The sequence below is a fragment of the Thermodesulfobium narugense DSM 14796 genome (assembly GCF_000212395.1).
GTDB lineage: Bacteria > Thermodesulfobiota > Thermodesulfobiia > Thermodesulfobiales > Thermodesulfobiaceae > Thermodesulfobium > Thermodesulfobium narugense.
This window is the reverse complement of sequence record NC_015499.1, coordinates 1,040,569-1,060,267: the sequence shown is the minus strand read 5'-3', so window position 1 is coordinate 1,060,267 and position 19,699 is coordinate 1,040,569. Positions and strand designations below refer to the sequence as shown.

The 19,699-nt window shown below is 32.0% G+C and carries 16 protein-coding genes and 1 tRNA gene; 10 read left to right on the top strand and 7 right to left on the bottom strand.

Features of this window, described 5'->3' with window-relative positions; all coding sequences use genetic code 11:
• Positions 1-93 precede the first annotated feature (93 nt).
• Complete coding sequence (locus THENA_RS05345) at positions 94-1,374, bottom strand: solute carrier family 23 protein (protein WP_013756400.1); 1,281 nt, start codon at positions 1,372-1,374, stop codon at positions 94-96.
• Between the two features lie 67 nt (positions 1,375-1,441).
• Between THENA_RS05345 and THENA_RS05340 the strand changes: the two genes are divergently transcribed.
• From THENA_RS05340 to THENA_RS05320, 5 genes are all read left to right on the top strand, one after another.
• Positions 1,442-1,518, top strand: a tRNA-Arg gene (locus tag THENA_RS05340).
• Positions 1,519-1,547: 29 nt separating this feature from the next.
• Positions 1,548-1,898 carry a type IV pilus modification PilV family protein gene (locus THENA_RS09810; RefSeq protein WP_169309420.1) on the top strand — a complete coding sequence of 117 codons (351 nt, stop codon included), beginning with the start codon at positions 1,548-1,550 and terminating at the stop codon, positions 1,896-1,898.
• Entirely contained in the window at positions 1,837-2,472 is a 636-nt protein-coding gene (locus tag THENA_RS05330; protein ID WP_169309419.1) for a hypothetical protein, read from the top strand. Before THENA_RS09810 ends, THENA_RS05330 begins: the two co-directional genes overlap by 62 nt.
• A complete protein-coding gene (locus THENA_RS05325; RefSeq protein WP_013756397.1) occupies positions 2,441-3,925 on the top strand; it encodes a hypothetical protein in 1,485 nt (494 codons plus the stop codon). Before THENA_RS05330 ends, THENA_RS05325 begins: the two co-directional genes overlap by 32 nt.
• 97 nt (positions 3,926-4,022) lie before the next feature.
• A complete protein-coding gene (locus THENA_RS05320; RefSeq protein ID WP_013756396.1) occupies positions 4,023-5,357 on the top strand; it encodes a pyridoxal phosphate-dependent aminotransferase in 1,335 nt (444 codons plus the stop codon).
• A 142-nt stretch (positions 5,358-5,499) separates the two neighbouring features.
• Here THENA_RS05320 and THENA_RS10090 read toward each other — a convergent pair whose 3' ends face one another.
• The gene (locus tag THENA_RS10090) at positions 5,500-5,781 is read right to left on the bottom strand and encodes a hypothetical protein (RefSeq protein WP_154645322.1); all 282 of its coding nucleotides are present in this window, start codon (positions 5,779-5,781) and stop codon (positions 5,500-5,502) included.
• Positions 5,782-5,968: 187 nt separating this feature from the next.
• Positions 5,969-6,754 carry a hypothetical protein gene (locus THENA_RS10085; RefSeq protein ID WP_154645321.1) on the bottom strand — a complete coding sequence of 262 codons (786 nt, stop codon included), beginning with the start codon at positions 6,752-6,754 and terminating at the stop codon, positions 5,969-5,971.
• 194 nt (positions 6,755-6,948) lie between these two features.
• Here THENA_RS10085 and THENA_RS05310 point away from each other — a divergent pair, with 194 nt between their 5' ends.
• Entirely contained in the window at positions 6,949-8,187 is a 1,239-nt protein-coding gene (locus THENA_RS05310) for a GGDEF domain-containing response regulator (protein WP_013756395.1), read from the top strand.
• A 53-nt stretch (positions 8,188-8,240) separates the two neighbouring features.
• On the opposite strand, the gene fdhF is transcribed toward THENA_RS05310, so the two are convergent.
• Genes fdhF through THENA_RS05290 form a run of 4 tightly spaced genes read right to left on the bottom strand, consistent with a single transcriptional unit; the run spans position 8,241 to position 13,498 of the window.
• Positions 8,241-10,976 carry a formate dehydrogenase subunit alpha gene (fdhF, locus tag THENA_RS05305; RefSeq protein WP_013756394.1) on the bottom strand — a complete coding sequence of 912 codons (2,736 nt, stop codon included), beginning with the start codon at positions 10,974-10,976 and terminating at the stop codon, positions 8,241-8,243.
• 28 nt (positions 10,977-11,004) lie between these two features.
• Positions 11,005-12,618 (bottom strand): NuoF family protein, encoded by a 1,614-nt coding sequence (locus tag THENA_RS05300; protein WP_013756393.1) that lies wholly within the window; start codon positions 12,616-12,618, stop codon positions 11,005-11,007.
• 35 nt (positions 12,619-12,653) lie between these two features.
• A complete protein-coding gene (locus THENA_RS05295; protein ID WP_013756392.1) occupies positions 12,654-12,989 on the bottom strand; it encodes a hypothetical protein in 336 nt (111 codons plus the stop codon).
• Between the two features lie 38 nt (positions 12,990-13,027).
• Positions 13,028-13,498, bottom strand: a complete 471-nt coding sequence (locus THENA_RS05290; RefSeq protein WP_013756391.1) for an NADH-quinone oxidoreductase subunit NuoE family protein — start codon at positions 13,496-13,498, stop codon at positions 13,028-13,030.
• A 268-nt stretch (positions 13,499-13,766) separates the two neighbouring features.
• Here THENA_RS05290 and THENA_RS05285 point away from each other — a divergent pair, with 268 nt between their 5' ends.
• The 4 genes from THENA_RS05285 to THENA_RS05270 are packed head-to-tail and all read left to right on the top strand — an operon-like array spanning position 13,767 to position 19,684.
• The gene (locus THENA_RS05285; protein ID WP_013756390.1) at positions 13,767-15,101 is read left to right on the top strand and encodes a TolC family protein; all 1,335 of its coding nucleotides are present in this window, start codon (positions 13,767-13,769) and stop codon (positions 15,099-15,101) included.
• 21 nt (positions 15,102-15,122) lie between these two features.
• On the top strand, positions 15,123-16,205 hold the full coding sequence (locus tag THENA_RS05280) for an efflux RND transporter periplasmic adaptor subunit (protein ID WP_013756389.1): 1,083 nt from the start codon (positions 15,123-15,125) through the stop codon (positions 16,203-16,205).
• A gap of 10 nt (positions 16,206-16,215) precedes the next feature.
• Complete coding sequence (locus THENA_RS05275; protein ID WP_013756388.1) at positions 16,216-19,455, top strand: efflux RND transporter permease subunit; 3,240 nt, start codon at positions 16,216-16,218, stop codon at positions 19,453-19,455.
• A gap of 7 nt (positions 19,456-19,462) precedes the next feature.
• Positions 19,463-19,684, top strand: coding sequence for a YgaP family membrane protein (locus tag THENA_RS05270; protein WP_013756387.1), 222 nt, complete (start codon positions 19,463-19,465; stop codon positions 19,682-19,684).
• Positions 19,685-19,699 lie beyond the last annotated feature (15 nt).

The following is a 19,699-nucleotide window of genomic DNA, read 5'->3' as shown; positions in this document are numbered from 1 at the left end:
CTTCATGGCTTATTTGTAATTAAACTATCACTTTAGTGTTTGCCTGTCAAGAGTTTTGTAGGCTTTAAGTTTGACAATAAAAGTTAAAAACTATTAATATAATCTTGCTCTGTTGAAAATTCTGTAGATAATTTCTGCAATAATTGCTGATAGTAATCCAGCGCTAAAGCCATTTAAGAAAAGACCTGATAAGATGTTTAACTCTGGCAGAATAATTACTACTTTTTCGAAGATGTATGGAATGATTAAGTACCCCAAAAAAGAAATTAAGCCTATGTGAAGGCTGTGATAACCCTTTTCTGATTTTGAAAGCTTTATCGCTGCTTCTATTTGGATATATCCTACCACTAGAAGAGACGCTGCAATTACCTGAGTAGGTATCTGCACGAAAATTCCAACCAGAGTAGGGTATATTGAGGCGAGTATAAATATTAGACCAACAAGGTAAAATGAATACTTTGATGCGTTTTGTGTCATTACTATCAAAGCAGGTGTAAGCGAATAGCTAACGGTTCCAACTGACCCAAAAACCCCAGAAAATATTCCAGAGATAGCGTCAAATAGAATGCCTTTATTTATTTTTTCAAGAGATGGGGGAATATTTAGCACTCCGAAAAGAGATTGAGTAGAGCCTATCTCGTTTATTACCACTCCAAGATAACAAAATAAAAACGATATTGTAATGACGGGATCGAATTTTGGCATTTGGAGTGAAAATAAATTAGCACTTAAAACAGGTTCTGTGTGCATAGGCTTTATAAATATTAAGAAAATGATTGACGATATGCTCATAAAGAAGAAGATCGAAAATTTTGATAGGGGGAAGCTTTGTTTAGAAAAGAAAATCGTAATTATCGATAATATCAGAATAAAAATTATATTTTCGGTAGAAGTAAAAGGCACTGAAGAAAAACCAAGATTAATTGATATGGGAATGAGCGAAATACCTATTAGCAGTAATACGCTTACTGTAATGCCTTTTGACTGAAGTAGTGAAAATCTCTTTATTATATTGCTTTTTGCAAAAAGTAGTATGAATATGCCTATTGATATTGAGGCGAACGAGATCTCTTCCAAAGATGCACCAGGATTCAGGACGAAGCCTAGCATTAGAGCAGTGGATGGCCCAATTAAAAGGGGTAGTTTGTGGCCAAATTTTAGTTGAAGTATCTGGAAAAGTCCTGAAATTAGGAATATCTTTGCAAGAAAATTTACTTCTTCTGAGTATGTGAAGCTATTTAACTTTGCTATAGTGCTAGCTACTATGACCAACGGAGGAAGTATCAATACTAGCCATTGCAGGCCCTGAAGAAAGATTATGTAAAATGGGGGTTTATCATCAAAATTGTATTTTAAATTTAACTTCTCAGCCATAGTCTATATTAAAACACAATATATCTAATTTGACATAATAGAGCTATTTTGGTAATTTATTGTATGTGTCCACGTAGCTCAGTAGGATAGAGCATCGGATTCCTAATCCGGGGGTCACAGGTTCGATTCCTGTCGTGGACACCACTCTTTTGTATTGGGGGAAAGTAAAGCTTTTGTTTAGCAAAAAAGGTATCACTTTGTTGGAGATTTTGGTTAGTATTTTTATTTTATCTATTTTTATGCTAGTTTCTTTTGGTAGTTTATCTCGTTCTCTTATTGTAGAAAAAAATTTACACATATATAACAAAGCGCTTGAGGTTGCACAAAGTAATTTCGAAAGAGCAATGTCAGACAAAAGTAATCAGGATTTAAATATTGTAGAAACTGATTGTTTTGATGACGACTGTTTTAAAGTAAATATTCAGAAGACAATTAATAGCAATAAAAAAATGATAATTGTGAATGTTTTTGATAGCAAGATTCCTAAAAGATTTGAAGATGTTACATTACAATCTGAACTTTAAAGATAATTTTAAAGATAATTTTAAAAATGGTCTTTCTTTTTTGGAAGTTCTTTTATCAGTACTATTGAGTTCTGTTATAGTATTAACTTTAGTAACAAACCTTTATAACTCTTCCAAAGCTTTGGCAAAAATACAGGGTAAAGATGAAATAATTTCTGAAAGTTCGTTTATGATGCTAAGAGTTGAGCAGGAAATTAGACAAAGCGGTTATAAAAATATGCTATTAGCAAGCGATAATATAGCAGATCCAGGAATAGTCATAAACAAGAATAGTATATTTTTTAATCTTGATTTAGCTAATATCCCAAATGAAAATTACCCAGAAGGAGACGGTAACTACGAAAGGGTAGGATATTACGTTTCAAATGGCTTTTTAATGAGATATGTAAATGGCAATACCGAACCCATGAATGCCCCTGACGTCTATGTGTCAGGTCTTGTTGCTCTTAGGGGGAGAGTAGAATGTGGAAATTTTATAGAAGATTCGTCAGGCGATATAATAAAGATTTTAATTGATATTGATCTGCCAGAGAAAACACACTTTGAAAAATATATTAAACTTCGAAATATCTAAAAAAGGTTTCTCTCTTCTTTTTGTTTTGCTCACTATGTTTTTTATAATTATTGCACTTTCTATTACTTTTTTAGTTATTAAAAACTCATTAAATACTGATATTGTAGTCAAAACCAATGCTAATTATCTTATTGCTTGTGAAAAAGCCATTAATGATGCTGTTTTGAAATTATCATTCGATCCAGAATATGTTGGAGGTGATGTGGTAATAAATTCAATACCTGTAAAGATTGTGATATACGATATTGGTTTATATAAAAAATTAATAGCAAGTTCCTTGGCCAAAAATATTGAAGTTTTAGTCAAAAAAGAACTTTTAATTCCTAAATATGCTTTAGCAATAAGAAAAAATATGTCTTCAATAGGCAATGTAAAGGTTATAACTAGTAAGAATGATAATGCTTTGAGCGGAGTCTTAATTAATTATCTTAGTGATTCATATCCTAATATATTTTTTGAATCTAATAATAATGAGACATTAAGTTTATCTCAACCCACTAAATTAAACTTTGATGAAAGCTTACCATTTTGGCAAGAGTATTTAAAGAGTTTACAAAATTTGCCTTCTGGGCTTGTTATTAACTATTTAGATCCTGCAAGCAGTGCTCCTGTAGTTAATTCTGTGAATTGCAACCAGACTTACTTAGTTCCTTTAAGATTGGGCACTAATTTGAAAATAAATAATCTTAAAGATAATTGTAAAATAACCTTTTTTTCTGATGTTTCTACTTATAAAGATTTGTCGCTTCCATCCAATGCTAATTTTGATTTTAATGGGCAATTATTTGTGCGAGGAAATCTTTCGTTGGGTAGTAAAGAAGTAAATATTAAAAAAGGATTAGTGGTATTATCTGATCTAAACTTCTTAAACTCTAATATTTTAAACGTTGGTGATTTTCTTTTTGTTCAAAAGGATCTAAACTTGACAAATTCTTCTAAAGTAGTTGTAAACAATGGAGTTCAAATTAAGGGAGATCTTTTGGTAGAGAATAACTCTTATATGAGCGTAAATAAAGCTTTGAATGTAGAAGGAGATTCTAAGATATATGGACAGTTAATAGCTAATAATTCTCAATTAAATTTTAATAATTTATACGTTTTAAATGCTGGATCTGTTGATTCAGCAGGTTCAAACCTATACGTTAACAAGATTTTTAACATAAGTTCGTCAGACCTTAGTTTAAAAGGTTTTCTTAAGAGCTCATCATTATATGCTAATTCAATATATGTTGGGCTTAATGAAACCGTTAGTTCAAACATTGTTGTACTAAACTCCGCTGACATATCAGGCAATATTTTAGGTTCTTTACTGGTCTTAAATGAAGATCCTAATTCTAGTAGTTTGTTTAATGATGGTTCTACAATAATTTTCCTTCAAATAACAGATAATTGGGTTGGTCCGCCTCTTGGGTTGAAGTTTGAAATTGTAAAAGGATCCTGGAGAGAATTTTAGTTTTTTTATTTATCTGAAAAATTTGAATTGACTTTAATTATTAGATAATTTAGACTTTTGTTTATATATTTATAATCTAATTAGTGGAGGGTTAGAAATGGATAACTTTAAACTATCTACCAGCGACTTTTTCAATTCTACTGCGCCTTCTTGTATTAGAAAGTCAAGCATAGTCTTTTCAGATAGGCTTAAAAGTACAGGAGAATATGTTAATGCAATCAACGTTGCTATAGGAAATATTTCACTTCCCACTCACCCAGCAATGTTAAAAAGGTTGTTGTTTATAGAAGATGAAAACTTAAAAAAAGGAGTATGGAGATATACTCAAACAGAAGGTATTGATTCTGTGAACCTTGCTTTTAAAAAAATAATAAAATCTTTTTTAAAGCCTGGTATAGATCCAGAACTTTTTACTTTAGTAGATACTGGTGCTTCACACATTATGAAGCTGGTAATGCTGGGAGTTTGCGGAAGGTTTAATGGTATTAACAGGCCTCTTGTGATGCTTGATCCTGTTTATACTAACTATATTTCAATTGCACAAGAACTTGATAGAGAAATATTAGCATTGGATAGAGTTTTAAATGCTGATGGCAAATTTAGTGATGTTGAAATCGAAAGTGTTGAGAAAGTAATTGAAGAAAAAAAACCTTCTGCCTTTCTAATAATACCTTATGATAATCCCTCTGGAACGCTTATGACACAGGAAACTATAAATAAGTTTGCTAAAATTTGCGTTAAACATAGCATATTTTTTATAAGTGATGAAGCATATAGAGGACTTTACTATAGAGATGATATAAAATTTGCCCCTTCAATATGGAATATTTCTGAGGAAGAAGTTCCTGGAATTACCTCAGCAAAAATAAGAATTAGTATAGAATCATTTTCTAAGCTATTTAATGCATGTGGCCTTAGAATGGGTGCACTGATAACGGATAACCAATTATTTTTTGACCAAGCTAGAGCTGTTAATACCACTTATCTGTGTCCTTCTTGTATTGATCAGTACATAGCTTCGGCAATTAATGAAGAGAGCGAAAAGGACATTCAAGGTTGGGTTGCATACTTGAGATCTTATTATAAAAGGATTTTAAATGAACTGTATATGGGCTTGAAGTCATTAATGCCAGGATTGATAGTTACTCAACCAGAAGCAGCAATATATTCTATGGTAGATGTTAGAAATGTTGTAAAGCCAGGATTTGATGCAAATGATTTTGTTATGTATTGTGCAAGAGAGGGCAGTGTAGAAATTAATGGTGTAAATTATACTCTCCTTGTAGCTCCTGCAGATGGTTTTTATAAAAATAATAATCCCTATGCCAAAACTCAAATGAGAATTGCTTGTGTGTTAAGTGATAGGGAAATGAAATTAGTGCCTGAACTTTTTGTGAAGTTACTTAAAGAGTATGAAGATAAAAGAAAGTAGGAAAAATTATTAATTTATCAAGAATATTATCAACTATAAATAGATAATCTAGTGGTTTTTTACTGATTAAAAGAAGAAACGTAATCGTGTTGCCTCATTTAAAAACCTAAAGGAAGTTGTATTCGTTGCCTCACTTAAAATTCTAAACATAACCATAACATATTTTATCTTTGTTTTTGCTAATTTTTTTAATAGAGTTTCTTACTTCTTCCTTTATGGATATATCTTCTAGTAATTTTTTTTGAAGTTTTACTATTTCTCTTTGAAGTTCAGCTGGATTTAATTTTGTATACTGTTCTATTAGCTTTTCTTTATCTATTTTTTCTACACCAGGATTTTCTAATATTCTTTGATAAGGAGTTCTTGCTTTATCGTATTTTTTTGTAACTTTACTTCCAATTCTTTCTTTTGAGATTTGTTTCATTACAGGCTGAAAAAAGTTTATATATAGCCTTAGGCTTTCATAAAGCCTTTTTAAAGTTATTAGCTCAACTTCTCTATCATATCTAAAATAACCAACATATTTTCTTACTACAGAGTAGTTTTTCTGTTCAACATAGCAATTATCGTTTTTTCTATATTTTCTTGACCTTGTGAACGTTATATTATTTTCAACACAATAGCGATGAAGTTGATGGATTTATAAACTCTGCTCCATTATCAGAATCAATTCCAAAAATGTTAAAAGGCAAGCGTTTCTTTATTTCATCTATTGATTCAAAAACCCACCTTTGAGCTTTATTTCTTAAAGCATCTATTTCTATCCAACCGGTGCAAATGTCAACTGCAGTTAGAGTTTGGATAAATTCTCCTCTTAGATCTCCTCCTTCATGACCTACAAGGTCTATTTCTAAATATCCAGGTATACTTTCGTCCCATTCTGAAAATGTCCTTATAGGAATCTGACTTTTAAGAAGGCTGCCTGGTTTTGTATATGTCTTTCCCTTTGGTTTATTCATTCTTTTGTATTCTGAAAGTATTCTGTCTATAGTAGATGCGCTTATCTTAAAGAGTTTTTCTTCTACATCCCTTTCAATTTGTATTTCTTTAAACTCTTTAAGTTTATATATTATTTCAGGAAGAACAGGTTTTAACCTTTTGCCACATGGACAATCTAAAACGTCCCATACCTTAATTAACGCCTTTTTTACATCATCATCATAATATTTGCTTTTCTTTTTCTTTTTCTTCATCGTTAAATCTACTTTTAAAACTCTGTTATTCATCCTTACTATCTTCTCATGACTGCTTAAAAGAAAAGATGCATAACTACGATTGTATCCAGTCAAAGCTATTAACTCATCTAAAATTATGCCTTTTTGTTTCTTGCTTGCTTTTTTATATCTTTTTGCAATTTCACTCACCACTGATTTTCTTTCCTTCATCGTTAACCCCATTTCTAGCCTCCAGAGTTATAGTAACTACTATTCTAAGAGGCTTATTATTTTCATTTAGATTTTTTATTTGAGGCAACGATTGTATTTCGTTTAGATTTTTGATGAAGCAATTCGTAATAATATTTTTTAAAATTTTGATTTATAATAATAATAATTTTTAAAATTTTTTTTATTGCAGTTAATGGAGGTGTAAGTTGTTTGTTTTAATATGTGAATACAGTAAATTTATATCCAAATATCTTTATAATGCTATAAAACAGGATACAGATCTAGAACCAATAATTTTAAATTCTTTCAAAGACTTAGAAAGTTTTGTTGCTGAAAATTCAGATAAAATTTTATGTGCTATTTTAGGTTTGGTTTTGCCTGATGCTCCAAATGGAGAAGCTGTAGATATTTGTATAAAACATAAAGTTCCAACGATAGTTTTTACTTCCATTATAAATGATGATATTAGAGACACTTTAATAAAAAAAGGTGTAGCAGATTATGTATTAAAAGATAGTAATAATAATCTTGATTATGTTGTAAAAATTGTCAAAAGATTGTATAAAAACAGAGAAATCAAAGCTCTCATAGTTGATGACTCTTCTGTTTCGAGGAAGTTTATGGAAGATATTTTGAGCTCACATAATCTTCGAGTATTTACTGCTATCAATTCTGATGAAGCTCTATCTATTTTGGAGAAAAATAAGGACATTAAATTGATGTTGATTGATGAAAATATGCCTGGCATGAGAGGTTCAGATCTGGTAAACGAAGTTAGAAAGACTTATACAAAGGAACAAATGTCTGTTATTGGTATAAGTTCATACTCAAATAGTATATTGACTGTTGAATTTTTAAAACGGGGAGCAAATGACTTTATTTTAAAACCTTTTAACAAAGAAGAGTTTTGTTTAAGAGTGATGCAAAACTTAGAGATTTTAGAAATGTTCGAATCTCAGAAAATTTATGCTACTACAGATTTTCTAACAGGATTATATAATAGAAGATTTTTATTTGACATAGGTGAAAAATTATTAGAAAATGCAAAACGAAACAATCTACCTATTTCTTTGGCAATAATTGATATTGATAATTTTAAATATATAAACGATACATATGGACATCTTTTTGGAGACTTTGTGTTAAAAACTCTTTCAAAAATTTTAAAAGAAAGGTTTAGGGCTGGAGATATTGTTGCTAGATTAGGTGGGGATGAATTTTGTATAATAGGAATAATGGGTGAAAGTTCTTATAGCGTTTTCGATTCCTTAAGACAAAAAGTTTCTTCTTATGAATTTAAAGACCAGGATGTAAATATAAAGATTACTATATCGATAGGTGTAACGAATAAACTAGAAGATAAAGTTGAATTTATGCTGAAAAAAGCTGATAAAATGCTTTACGAATCTAAGAATTTGGGTAGAAACGTTGTTACTATAGATTAAGTTTAATTAATGTTTTTCGGTTTAATTATTTAAAGTAAATTTTTAGTGTTGTTCTAACTTGTTAGTGTAGGCATAAATTTTTCAACAGCACAAGCACATGCTTTGTATTCTGGTATCTTTGCTTCTGGATCAAGCGCATTTATTGTAAGTATGTTTGCATTTGTTTCAGAAAAATGAAAGCTTAAGAATATAACACCCTTCTTGGGTTTCGCTGAAATTTTTGCTCTTACAACGATTTCACCACGTCTTGTTTTAATTTTAACAAGGTCTTTTTCTTTAACGCCAATCTCTTTAGCATCTTCTGGATTAATTTCTACAAAATTTTCTGGAACAAACTCTTCAAGTACCTTTACCCTTCTCGTTTCATTTCTTGAGTGATAATGATAAAGTATTCTGCCTGTTGTTAGGATATATGGAAAGTTCATGTCAGGTATTTCGCTTGGAGGCTGAAAGGTTACACTACTAATAAGAGCTTTTTTATTAGGGCGTTTAAAATTGCCATTTAAGTGAAGAATCTGTGTTCCCGGATGTTCTTCCTCAGGGCATGGCCACTGAATTGAGTTTTCTTCTAGTCTTTTATAAGATATGCCTTTTAATGAAGGGGTAACGTTTCTTATTTCTTCCCAAATTTCTTCTTCACCTTTATAGTCCATTGGATATCCTGCTCTTTTTGCAATTTCGCAAATTATTTTCCAATCATCTTTTACAGATGAGGATGGGTTTTTTGCTGGTTTAATAAGTTGAACTCTTCTTTCTGTATTGGTAAAAGTTCCAAATTTTTCATATGCAGCTTTTGCAGGAAAGACTACATCTGCCATTTGTGCAGTTTCGGATAGAAAAATATCCTGTACAGCTAGAAATTCAAGCTTTTCAAAGCTCTCTTTTGCGTGCTTGACATCAGGTTCAGTGACAAGAGGATTTTCTCCCATTATATATAAAGCTTTTATCTTTCCTTTAAATATTAGATCTGAAAATTGAGAAACAGCAAAACCTATATTTTTAGGTAGTTTAACTTTCCAATGTTCCTCAAATTTTCTTCTAACGCTTTCATCAGTTACCTTTTGATATCCAGTATAAACATCAGGCAAAACACCAACATCACATGCTCCTTGTACATTTGCCTGGCCTCTCAAAGGGTTAATGCCGTTACCAGGTTTACCTATGTGACCAGTAATGAGGGCAAGATTTGCAATCGAAAGAACGTTGCTGACACCTACGTGATGTTGGGTTATTCCCATCGTATAGAAAATTATTGAGTTTGGGCCTTTGGCATAATTAATTGCTGCATCTTCAATTAAACTTTTGCTTACTCCTGTAATTTTTGAAGCATCATCGAGGTTACAATTTTCTAATGTTTTTAAAAGTTCTTGAAAACCTTCAGTGTATTTGTCAATAAAATCTTTGTTAATGAGGTCTTTTTCTATAATGATTTTTGCCATTGCATTGAGAAGCAGCACATCTGTTCCAGGATAATGTTGTATGAAAATATCAGCATACCTAGCAATATCAGTACTTCTTGGGTCGCAAACAATGAGCTTTGCTCCTCTTTTTTTCTTGTTTTCTTTTATAAATTGAGCAATAACGGGGTGTGATTCTGTTGTGTTAGAACCTATAACAAACATTACGTTTGAATTCATAATATCAGATATAGGATTTGTTGCAGCTCCTGTACCAAGTGCTTTACCTAATCCCACAACAGTAGAAGAATGACACAACCTTGCACAATGATCTATGTTGTTTGTACCGATAACAGCACGAGCAAATTTTTGAATTAAGTAATTATCTTCGTTGGTACAACGAGCTGAACCAAGAACACCAATTGCATCAGGACCATATTTTTCTTTAATTTCAAGCAATTTATTTGTAGTATAATCTAAAGCTTCTTCCCATATCACCTCTCTAAAATTACCGTTAACCTTTATTAAAGGTTGTAATATTCTTTCAGATGAGTTTGTATATTCAAAACCATATCTCCCTTTTACACAAAGTCTTCCTTTGTTAGGTTCTTTGTTCTCTACAGCCCTTGCCATTATAATTTTGTTTTTTTTGTCTGTGTAAAGAGAGATATTACATCCAACACCACAATAAGCACACACTGTGTCTGTTTTTTCAAGATTAAATATTTTTCCCTTTCCGATACGTGTTTTTTCAATAAGTGCTCCAGTTGGACATGCTTGAACACATTCTGCACAAAATTGACAATTTGTTTGTTCTAATGGGATGTTGAATGGTGTTGATATTGTTGATCTGTAACCCCTCATAGCTATTCCAATTGCTTCAATTAATGACTGGTTTTCACATGCGCCTATACATCGTCTACAAAGCACGCACTTTTGTGGGTCAAACTGAATAAATGAATTTGTGTCCCAGGCAGTTTCTTTCGGAGTGTAAAAGGCCTCATTTTTATCAAGAAATTGACTTATTTTTATACCAAATTGATAAGCAAGATCCTGAAGAATGCAATCTGAATCTTTATCACAAGTCATACAATCTAGCGGATGGTGGGCGAGTAAAAGTTCAAGGTTTGTTTTTCTTGCTTCGTAGATAAGTTCTGAATTTGTTTTAATTTCCATTCCTTCGGTAATTTTTGTTAAACAGGCTCTTTGAAGAGTTTTAATTCCTTTAATTTCAACTAAACATAAGCTACAACTCCCATCTTCAGATATATCTTCAAGATAACAAAGTGTTGGTATTTCAATTCCAGCTAGTTTACATGCATTTAAAATTGAAATGCCATTATTGAATTGATAAGGTTTTCCGTCAATTTTTATACTAACTAATTCGCTCATTTAAAATCTCCTTATATTAATTTTGCTTTTAGTTCATTGGACAAACTTTTGCTGGACATTTCTTATCCTTCACATGAGATATATATTCATCTCTAAAATGTCTAAGAGTTGATAAAACTGGGTTTGGGGCTGTTTGACCTAGTCCACATAGAGAAGTTGATTTTATAACGTTGCCAAGCTTTTCAAGCAAATCAAGGTCTTTCATGGTCCCGCCTCCCCTAGTTATTTTCTCTAAAATATTTAGCATTTGTCTTGTTCCTTCTCTACAAGGAACACATTTGCCACATGACTCATCAACAGTAAACTTCAAAAAAAATTTGGCTACATCTACCATACAGCTTGTTTCATCCATCACAATTAACCCTCCTGAACCCATAATTGCTCCAAGTTGAGGAAGATTTTCATAATCCATTGGAATATCTATGTAATTAGCAGGAATAACGCCCCCAGATGGACCACCTGTTTGAGCCGCTTTAAATGTGTGACCTTCTGGGATTCCCCCTCCAATGTCAAAAACTATTGTTCTTAGAGATGTTCCGAGAGGGACTTCAATTAATCCTGCAATATTTACTTTCCCTACGAGTGAAAAAGCTTTTGTTCCAGGACTCTTTTCGGTGCCAATTTGTTTGAAAAAGTTTGCGCCCTTTTCAATAATAATTGGAACATTAGCAAGGGTTTCAACGTTATTTATAACAGTTGGTCTTCCAAATAAGCCAATTTCAATAGGATAAGGTGGTTTCTTTCTAGGTTCTCCTCTTTTGCCTTCAGTAGAATTTATTAAGGCAGTTTCCTCGCCGCAAACAAATGCTCCTGCTCCTATCCTTAGCTCTATATCAAATGAAAAGTTTGTTCCAAGAATATTTTTTCCTAATAGGCCTATTTCTTTTGCTTGTTTTATTGCAATTTGAAGCCTTTTTACTGCAAGAGGATATTCTGCCCTGATGTAGATAAATCCTTTTTGTGCTCCTACGGCATATCCTGCTATTGTCATTCCTTCTAGAACAGAATGTGGATCCCCTTCAAGAACAGACCGGTTCATATAAGCGCCCGGATCGCCTTCGTCTGCGTTACATATAATATATTTGATATCTGATGTTTGTTTTTTTGCAAGCTCCCACTTAAGACCCGTTGGGAATCCAGCACCTCCTCGACCACGAAGCAAGGAATCTTTAATAATTTTTATTACATCTGCTGAAGACATAGAAGTTAATGCTTTTCCTAATGATTCATAACCTCCTTGTGCAATATATTCTGTTATGTCTTCTGGATTTATAAAACCACAATTTCTTAATACAATTCTTGTTTGTTTTGAAAAAAAGGGCGTTTCCTCAAGAGTTAAAAATTGTTTTCCTTCTTGTTCCCATGAAAGTCTTCTAACAGGAACTCCTTTAATAAAATGTTCTTCTACAATTTCTTTTCCATCTTCAGGTTTAAGTTTTGTATACATAATTCCTTCTGGATAAACAACCATTCTTGGTCCTAATTGACAAGATCCCATGCAACCAGTTTCAACAACAATTACTTCATTTGTTAAATCATGTTTTTTTATTTCATCTTCTAGAGCATTTTTAAAACTATTGCCGCCTGCAGCAAGACATTGTGTTCCAGCACAAACAAGTGCATGAATCCTATAAAATTTCATAAATTACTCCTTTTCAACTTATTATCACTTAAAATTTATTCATTAAAAATACATGAAGTAATAATTTTTCTAGCTATATCCTCGTTTACATTGGTAAAATAAGAAATTTTTCCACCTTTTTCTATAGCTATAAAAGGTTCTTTTATGTTGGAATTTATAGGTGGTCTTCCGAGAATTTGAACTTCAAAAAAATTATTTTTTTGAAGTTCATCCAAAATTGATTGAAGTATTTTTCTTGAATTGCTAACATCATCATTTTTCAAGAGGTTTAAATAAATTTTGAATTTGATCTCTTTTAATCTTGTTTTTAAAAACATTTGAGATTGTTCCTTTAGTTTATGTAAATCATCGAGCGATTCAATTTTTTTCATTTAAACACCTTTATTATCTTGTGTGTTTACTAATTTTTTTATGGGATCATGTACCTTTCGAGGATTTCAATAGCCTCATTTTCAGAAAGCTTGCCATATATATCCTTCCCGTCAATAATCATTACTGGTGCAAAACCGCAGCAGCCGACGCACCTTACAGTTTTTACTGTAAATTTGTTGTCTTTTGTAATCTCATTTGGTTTAATATTTAATTTATTGCACAAAGCATTTAATATTTTCTCTCCGCCCTTAACATAACATGCAGTTCCTAAACATGTTGTAATAACGTGTTCAGCATCTTTTGTAAGTTTGAAGAAGTTATAAAATGTTACAACGCCATAAATTTTAGACAAAGATATATTTAATTTTTCTGCGATGTAGCTTAGTATTTCTTCGGGAAGATAACCTATTGATTCCTGTGTACCGTGTAAAATTTGAATTAGAGATTCTGACCTTAAGCCCCATTTTTTAATTTCTCTATCTACTGCTGGAAAGTTTGTAATTTCCATTTTTTCTCCCTTCAATTATCATATGTTATTTCAAATTCAAATTATATTTTTAACTATTGTCATGATAATATTTTATAACTTTAATTTAATTATGCTTCCTATGTAATTTTTATTTAAAAAATAAAAAATTATTATGGCAAATTGATAACTTGACATTTTTCTTTAAATATTTTTGAATATATCTATATATTAAATGAAAACTGAATATGATATTCATTTTTTAGTGTAAAATATTACTAAGATTAAGTTATTTTTTTGGAGGATTTAAGTGAGAGTTATTTTTTTTCTACTTTTTTTTATTTTTTTAACTCCCAAAATTTCTTTTTCAGCGCCAATGAGCTTAGACTTAAGTGAAGCTATACAATATGCTTTAGTAAATAATCATGAATTAAAGTCTCTATCTGAGTCTATAGTTTCAAAAGAAGCAGATTTAGGGATTGCTCAAAGTAGTTATTTGCCAAAACTTTCTCTTAGTGAAACCTATTTAAGGACAAACAATCCTACGTACGCATTCATGGCAAAATTAAATGAAGGGAGATTTACTCAAAACGATTTTGAAATTAATTCTTTAAACAATCCATCATCTATTAACGATTATCAAACAACTTTTACCGTTGATCAGTTAATTTTTTCAAGAAAAGCACTGTTAGCTATTGACATGGCAAAAAAAGAACTTCAAGCACAAAAACTCAATTACCAGAGAAAAAAAGAAGAAATTGTTTATAAAGTTATAAAGAGTTATTTAGAGGTTCAAACTGCTAAAGAATACTTAGATGTAGCTCAAAAAGCTCTTGACGATGCTCTGGAACATGAAAAGATTGCAAAAATTAATTATAAAGTTGGTTTAAGCGTTTATTCAGATGTTTTAAGGGCTGAAACTTCTGTTTTGGCGGCAAAGGAAAAACTTGTAAGCGCTAAGAAGAATTTTGAAATATCGCAAAGATCTCTTGGTCTTGTACTGGGTATTGGGGAAAATGTAGTTCCATCTGGAAATTTTGATTTGCCTCTTAAGCTTCAAGAGGAAGAATATTATAAAAATGCAAGTCTTAGTAGGGCTGATTTAAAGGCAATTGAATTAAGAAACAAAATTGCAAAAAAGAATATTGAGTTAGCCACTTCTAGTTATTTACCTTATATAGGTCTTTCACTTACTTACCAGATGAATGATCACAGCAGTATTTTTGGTTCTGAAGGAAGTAGCTATCAGTTTTTAACATATTTAAGTTGGAATATTTTTGATGGAGCAAAAAGAGAAAACGAGATAAAAAAAGCTAAAGCTGAACAAAAGATGGTTGAGGAAAATCTAAAGTCTTTAGAAGATGCAATTTCCTTAGAGGTTTATAGTTCTTATCTTGGGGTAAAAGAAGCTAAAGAGAATTTAGAGCTTGCAAAGGGTGCCCTCGTTAGTGCAGAAGAAGATACAAAAATTATCTTACACAGATATCAAAACGCTCTTTCACCTTTTATTGATTTATTGGATGCTCAAACGAATTTGGATAATATAAGGGCAAATTTGGTTGATAAAGAAAATAAATATTTTATGTCTTTGGTTGATTTGGATTATAAAAGTGGAACTTTGCTTTCAGAATTAGGAATTAAGTAAGTCTTTTAAAGGGAGGATAAAATGTTTAAAGGTTTGAAATCATTTCGTTTTTATTTCATATTTTTCTTAATATCATTATTTGCTGTTTTTCTAATTTCAGGATGTTCTTCAAATCACCCAGAGAAGATTGAAAATAAAACTATAAAGGATGTAAAACTTCAAACGGTAAATGAAAGTAATTTGCCGAAGTATTTAGAAGCATCAGGTACAGTAAAGGCTAAAATAATAAGTGTTATTACAAGCAAAGTTATGGGGACTATTACTTCTATTAACGTTAAAGACGGAGATAGGGTTTCAGAGGGAGAAGTACTTTTGACGATTTACGATCAGGATGCATCTGAAAGGGTAAGACAGGCTGAAAAAAATCTGGATGCTGCAAAACTAAATTTATCATTAAGTAATGCAACCTATATGAGATATAAGGCACTGTATGATGAGAAGGCTTTGAGCCAGCAGGAGATGGATCAAATTACGACACAAAAAGAACTAGCACAAACTAATTATGAAAGAGCAAAGGCAGCCTTGGAGGAAGCAAGAGTTATGAGGAGTTTTTATACTGTAACGTCGCCCATTTCTGGAATTGTATCTTCCAAAAAGGTTGATGTTGGTACTACTGCAATGCCTGGTATGCCCCTACTTAATGTAGAGAATACTTCTAGCTTTGAATTAGACGCTAACGTCGATTCCAAATATTCTCAAGATTTAAAAGTTGGTTCACCTGTAAAGGTAAAAATTGATTCTATGCCTGAAATTGAGGGTAAGATATCTGAAATAGTACCTTCGGTAGATCCGATGTCTAGATCCTTTGTAGTAAAAGTAGATCTTGGTTCTGGCAATTTTAAAAGTGGAATGTATGGGAAGGCATATTTTAATATAGGAACAAAAAGAGCAGTTGTCATACCAGAAACAGCTATTGTAAGAAAAGGCGGTTTAATTGGTGTGTATGTAGTTGACGATAAAGGAATTGTAAGCTATAGGATGGTTAAGCTAGGTGAAACATATAAAAATACTGTGGAAGTATTATCAGGGCTTTCTAATGGTGAAAGAATAATTGTTGAAGGCACTGAAAATGCTTTTGACGGTGCCATTGTAAAAGGAAGTTAGGGGAAAAGTTATGAAATTTGGACTTGCAGGTAAAATTGCACAACTTTTTATAAGATCAAAACTTACTCCTTTGATAGTTATAACCTCATTAATATTAGGTGTTTTTGCTGTAATTGTTACTCCAAGGGAAGAAGATCCACAAATAGTTGTTCCAATGATTGATGTTTTTGTTCAATATCCTGGGGCTTCAGCAAAAGAGGTTGAGGAAAGAGTAACAAAACCTATGGAAAAATTTTTGTGGGAGATTAAAGGGGTAGAGTACATATACTCAACTTCTGAACCAGGTCTTAGTATGGTAACTGTTAGATATAAGGTAGGAGAAGATATGGAAAAGAGTATTACAAACCTTTACACAAAACTCTTTTCTCATCTTGACCTAATCCCGCCTGGCGTTTCGATGCCTATTGTAAAGCCAAAATCTATTGATGACGTTCCAGTTTTAACTTTAACTTTATGGAGTAACGAATATGACAGTTATGAACTTAGGAAAATTGCTCTAGAAACTTGCGATTATCTAAAAAAGGATTCTGATGTAGCAGAAACACACATAATAGGTGGTCCAAAAAGAGAAGTAAAGGTTGATATCGACCCATTAAGGTTGAAAGCCTATCACATATCACCTATGCAAATTTCTCAAATGATAAGCTCTGCTAACGTTTCACTTTCCTCAGGATCTTTTCCTTTGAATAATTACGAATATTTAGTTGAAACTGGAACTTTTCTTAGAGACGCGAATGATGTAGGGAACGTAATTGTTGGGGTTTTTGAAGGTAGGCCTGTTAAGCTAAGTGATGTTGCTACTATAACAGATGGTCCTCAAGAAGCAAAGAATTATGTATTTATGGGTTTTGGCCCATCTTGGAGAAAAAATATACCTGGAATAGAAAAATCTAGTATTTACCCTGCAGTTACTATAACGATTGCGAAAAAGAAGGGTACAAACGCGACTGAACTAGCTGGAAGATTATTAAGCGATATTTCTAGATTAAAGGGTACTGTTATACCAAAGGGTGTTATTGTAACTACAACTAGAAATTATGGGAATACAGCTAACGAAAAATCGAATGAGTTGTTAGAACATATGCTACTTGCTGCAGTTTCTGTTACTGTTCTTATAGGTCTAAGTTTAGGGATTAGAGAAGCCTTAGTTGTTGCTGTAGCAATTCCTGTTACTTTGGCCCTTACTCTTTTGGCCACTTATTTATTTGGTTTTACTTTAAATAGAGTTACTTTGTTTGCTTTGATTTTTTCTATAGGCATTTTAGTAGACGATGCTATTGTTGTCGTAGAAAATATACATAGACACTTTAGAGAGAAAGAGGTTTCTGTTCTTGTTGCTCTTCAGGCAGTTAACGAGGTAGGTAATCCTACCATTCTTGCTACTTTTACAGTTATAGCAGCACTTTTACCTATGGCTTTCGTTTCAGGTATGATGGGTCCATATATGAAACCCATTCCTATTGGTGCTTCTGCTGCTATGATAATTTCACTTCTTATCGCATTTATAATTAGTCCATGGCTTAGTTATATTGTTTTAAAAAACGTTAAAAAAACAGAAAAAGAGAAAGAAAACAGGATAATATCGTCTTTTAATAGACTATACAGAAAAAATCTTACATTGATGTTAGAAAGTGGCAAGAAAAGAACTTCTTTTATAATTTTTACAATAATATGCCTTCTGGCTGCTGTGGCGCTTTTACCCCTAAAAATAGTTATGGTAAAAATGTTACCTTTTGATAACAAGAGTGAAATTCAAGTTTTGATAAATACTCCAAAAGGAACTACACTTGAGGCTACAAATGCCATTGCAGAAAGAATAGCAGAATATATTAAAACTGTTCCCGAGGTTGATAATTATCAAATATATTCTGGCATAGCATCTCCAATAACCTTTAATGGTCTAGTAAGACACTATTTTCTTAGGGAAGGTGATGATGTAGCTGATATTCAAATAAATTTGGTTCCCAAGGACGAGAGAAGTGCACAAAGTCACGATATTGCAAAAAGAATTAGGGGGCCTATAGATCAAATTGCCAGTGCTTATAATGCGAGAATAAAAGTTGTTGAAGTGCCTCCTGGACCTCCAGTACTAAGTACTCTTGTAGCTGAGGTTTATGGTCCCAGCTTTAATGAGCAACTAAAAATTGCTTCTAAGATTGAGGATATTTTCAAAAAAACACGCGATGTTGTGGACGTTGATTGGCTACAAAATGATGAACAAACAAAATATATTTTTAAGGTTGATAAAGAAAAGGCTGCGTATAATGGTATCTCAACTTTTGCTATTGCACAAAGTCTTCAGATGGCACTTCATGGAAGTGATGCTGGACTTTTACATACCGATCATAGTAGAGAACCTGTAGAGATTTGGGTGCAGGCTCCTTTGAAAAATAGGGCAAGCCTCAATGGTTTACAAAATATTGCACTGCCTTCTGCAACAAATCATATGGTTTCGTTAGCTGAATTGGTAACGTTAGAAAAAACTAGTGAAGATCAGCCCATATATAGAAAGAATCTTAGACGAGTTGTTTATGTTATTGGTGATGTGGCTGGAAGAGAAGAAAGTCCTATATATGCAATTTTGAGAATGAATAAGCCTATCTCTGAGATAAAAGTGCCGGGAGAGAATCCACTAAAGCTCTACTTTACACATGAACCTCCACTTGGCCTAAACTATTCTGTTAAATGGGATGGTGAATGGCAAATTACTTACGAAGTATTTAGAGATCTTGGGATAGCTTTTGCTGTAGTTTTAATTTTAATTTATGTAATGATAGTTGGATGGTTTAAATCATATATTACTCCTCTTATTATTATGGCTCCTATACCACTTTCTTTGATAGGCATTTTGCCTGCTCATGCAATTTTGAACGCGTTTTTTACTGCTACATCGATGATAGGGTTTATTGCAGGTGCTGGTATAGTAGTAAGAAATTCAATTATCCTAGTGGACTTTATAGAGATGAAACTAAATGAAGGGGTTCCTTTAAAAGAATCTATAATTGAAGGTTGTTTAGTTAGATTTAGACCTATGTTTTTGACGGCAGCTGCAGTAGTAGTTGGATCAAGCGTAATACTTTTTGATCCTATATTTCAAGGAATGGCCATATCGCTAATGGCAGGAGAAGTAGCAGTTACTATATTTTCTTGGACATTGCTTCCTATTCTTTACTTTATATATAAGGATACTGAGATAAAGATTAAAGAGGGAAAAATAAAGTTTGACATAAAAAAGATTTTTAAGAGGTGATAATATTATGTATAAGGCTCCTACCCAGAATTGGTATCTTGAAAGGATTATATTTCTTATAGCGGGTATGTTTGTATTGGTTAGTCTTTTCTTAGGACTTTTTTGGAGCCCTTTTTGGTTTATTTTAACCTTTCTAGTAGGAATTAATTTGGTAATATTTGCTTTAACAGGTTTTTGTATAATGGCAAACATTCTTTACAAATTAGGAGTAAAATCTAGATTGAAGTAATTTGTTATTAAAATG